Source organism: Thiohalomonas denitrificans (genome assembly GCF_016841685.1).
Lineage (GTDB): Bacteria > Pseudomonadota > Gammaproteobacteria > Thiohalomonadales > Thiohalomonadaceae > Thiohalomonas > Thiohalomonas denitrificans_A.
The window spans coordinates 1-3,005 of the sequence record NZ_JAENYR010000155.1 but is presented as its reverse complement, the minus strand read 5'-3'; the positions used below and the strand labels follow the sequence as shown (position 1 = coordinate 3,005).

General features: G+C 57.6%; 3 protein-coding genes. 1 reads left to right on the top strand and 2 read right to left on the bottom strand.

What is annotated here, in order from left to right:
• Positions 1–81: 81 nt before the first annotated feature.
• Positions 82–432 carry a phenylpyruvate tautomerase MIF-related protein gene (locus tag Q7L05_RS17295; RefSeq protein WP_303909552.1) on the bottom strand — a complete coding sequence of 117 codons (351 nt, stop codon included), beginning with the start codon at positions 430–432 and terminating at the stop codon, positions 82–84.
• 15 nt (positions 433–447) lie between these two features.
• Positions 448–891 (bottom strand): DUF4124 domain-containing protein, encoded by a 444-nt coding sequence (locus tag Q7L05_RS17290; RefSeq protein ID WP_303909550.1) that lies wholly within the window; start codon positions 889–891, stop codon positions 448–450.
• 210 nt (positions 892–1,101) lie between these two features.
• Between Q7L05_RS17290 and Q7L05_RS17285 the strand changes: the two genes are divergently transcribed.
• Positions 1,102–2,799 carry an acetolactate synthase 3 large subunit gene (locus tag Q7L05_RS17285; protein ID WP_303909548.1) on the top strand — a complete coding sequence of 566 codons (1,698 nt, stop codon included), beginning with the start codon at positions 1,102–1,104 and terminating at the stop codon, positions 2,797–2,799.
• Positions 2,800–3,005: the final 206 nt, after the last annotated feature.

The window sequence follows — 3,005 nt, the reverse complement described above, 5'->3', positions numbered from 1 at the left end:
AAGGTTCGTCACCGATTCGGGCCTGCGCAGCAGGGGGTACGGCTCGCAATGACGGTCTAGATGTTCTTCACTGATTAGGGCCTATTTCGCAAAGGTTTCGCCGTTGTAGCCCCACATGTGCCGTTCGGCATCGGCAAATTCGATAAAGATACGCTCGCGGGCGATGCCCAGTGTCTTCTCGATGAGGCTGCATAAGCTTTCCGACAGTTCGGCCGTGCGCTCTTGCGGCAGGCCGATGCTTTTCAGTTCCATGTAGACGCAGGGTGCATGGTCGCCCCCGAAGACCATGGGGGTCTCATCTTCCAGAGCCACCATAACCAGGCGTTCCGGCTTACCCAGGGCCTCGGCTACTGTCTGCGAGGCAATGGCAAGGAACTCTCCCTTTTGGGTGGCAGGGAGGGCCTTGTTGGTCTGCACCATCAGGTAAGGCATGGCTGACTCCGTTGGTTAAGGATTGCAGTACTTTTCGAGCTGTTCCCGGGTGCTTTCGAGGCGTTTGACACGATCCTCTTCGGTGATGACTACCAGTTCGCCATTTTCCATGACGCGTCGGGCGGTCTGGAAAAGCTTGAGGTTCTTTTGTGCCGCTTCACAGTTGCGCCGGTAAAGCTGTTCCCGTTCGGCCTGCTGTTCGGGGGTGAGCTCCGGTTTTTGGGCGCTCTCTTCACCCTCGGGTTGGGCGGTATCGTCCTGTGCCGGTTCTTCGGCCTGTTGTGGCCTGACCTTCGGCGGTGCCGCGATCTCCTGCGCCTGTCGTCCCTCTGGCGGTATCTGGGAATAGTGTGTATTGCCCTGGTTATCGGTCCATTTGTACATTTTTGCTACTGCCGGTGCCGCCAGCACAAGACAGATTGCGGCAATCAGGGTGCGATAAGCGTTGCTTCTTGTCATAATGTTCTCCGCCGACAGATCTCCCCTTATTATGGGGATCCGGTTAGTCCGGTGAAAGTGCCGCTGTGAACGGGACGATATCCCGGCACCCGCACCCAATTCAGGCATTACTTGACCTGCCGTGGGAATCTCAGTAGGTTTTCTGTTTCTAATATAGATTCCGTAACCCGCCCGTTTTTACGGGCATTTTTGCTATCTGGAGCGCAATACGTGGAGCTGACCGGTGCTGAAATCCTCGTTCGCTTCCTGAAAGACGAAGGCGTTGAACACGTTTTCGGCTATCCGGGAGGTGCCGTCCTGCACATTTACGATGCGATATTCCAGCAGGATGATGTAAAGCATGTACTGGTACGCCACGAGCAGGCGGCCACCCACGCCGCCGATGGCTATGCCCGTTCCACCGGCAAACCCGGTGTGGTGCTGGTCACCTCGGGCCCGGGTGCTACCAATGCCGTGACCGGCATTGCCACCGCCTACATGGACTCGATCCCCATGGTGGTGCTTACCGGTCAGGTGAACAGCGCCCTCATCGGCAACGACGCCTTTCAGGAGGTGGATGCGGTAGGGATCACCCGTCCGTGTGTAAAGCACAACTTTCTGGTGAAGGATGTGGCCGATCTGGCCTCGACTCTGAAGAAGGCCTTCTATATCGCAACCACCGGCCGGCCGGGACCGGTGGTGGTGGATATTCCCAAAGACATCACTGCCCTTCGGACAAAGTACACCCATCCCAAGAAGGCACATCTCCGCTCCTACAACCCGGTGGTGAAAGGGCATACGGGCCAGATTAAGCGGGCGGTGAACCTGATGCTCTCGGCCAAACGGCCGCTCATCTACAGCGGCGGCGGGGTGATTCTGGACAATGCCTCGAAAACGCTGACCGATTTTGCCAAGCTGCTCGGCTTTCCGGTGACCAACACGTCCATGGGACTCGGGGGCTACCCGGCCACCGACAAACAGTTCCTCGGCATGCTGGGTATGCACGGCACCTACGAGGCCAACCTGTCGGTCTCCCATTGCGATCTGCTGATTGCCATTGGCGCCCGCTTCGATGACCGGGTGACCGGCAATATCGCCAAATTTGCGCCGCACGCGAAGATCATCCACGTGGATATCGACCCGGCTTCCATCTCGAAGAACGTCAAGGTCGATGTGCCTATCGTGGGCAGCGTATCCAATGTGCTGAAGGACATGAACAAACTGGTGAAGGAGGCGGGTAAGGCGCCTGATGGCAAGGCGCTGGCCAAGTGGTGGGAGCAGATCGAGGAGTGGCGCAGCAAGGAGTGCCTGAAATACGACCAGAAAAGCGATGTCATCAAGCCGCAGTATGTCATTGATACGCTTTATGAGGTGACCAAGGGCGACGCTTTCGTGACGTCCGATGTGGGTCAACACCAGATGTGGGCGGCACAGTTTTACAAATTCGACAAACCGCGCCGCTGGATCAATTCCGGAGGCCTCGGCACCATGGGCTTCGGCATGCCTGCTGCAATGGGCGTACAGTTTGCCCATCCCAAGTCCAAGGTAGCCTGCATCACGGGTGAGGGCAGCATCCAGATGAATATCCAGGAACTGTCCACCTGCCTGCAGTACAGCCTGCCGATTAAGGTTGTCTGCCTCAATAACCGGTATCTCGGCATGGTGCGCCAATGGCAGGAGTTCTTCTATGATCGCCGCTACTCCCATTCCTATATGGAATCACTGCCGGACTTCGTGAAGCTGGCGGAGGCTTACGGGCACGTCGGTATGCAGATCGAGAAGCCCGAGGATGTAAAGCCCGCGCTCGAGGAGGCCTTTTCCAAGCACAAGAACCGGTTCGTGTTCCTGAACTTTATTACGGACCAGACGGAAAATGTCTACCCAATGGTGCCGGCCGGTGCCGGCCTCGAAGAAATGATTCTGGTCTAAAACCTGGAAGCCGCCGTTGACCGCGACACAGCCTCTGTAAACGCACTGGGAAAAAAAATGTTACCGTCCAAAGCTTTCATCAAGCGAGCGGGATCGCTACGCACCCGATTGGACCTCCGGCGCGCCCGCCTGGCGGCGTTGCGGACTCCGTCCCTGGAGTCCGCCTTCCAGGCCAGCCTGCGGCTGTCCCAATCCGCTCCCAGCGG

What these genes read in the sequence shown, in the direction of transcription:
- Q7L05_RS17295 (WP_303909552.1), bottom strand. Translation starts at nt 432, where the DNA reads ATGCCTTACCTGATGGTGCAGACCAACAAGGCCCTCCCTGCCACCCAA.
- Q7L05_RS17290 (WP_303909550.1), bottom strand. Translation starts at nt 891, where the DNA reads ATGACAAGAAGCAACGCTTATCGCACCCTGATTGCCGCAATCTGTCTT.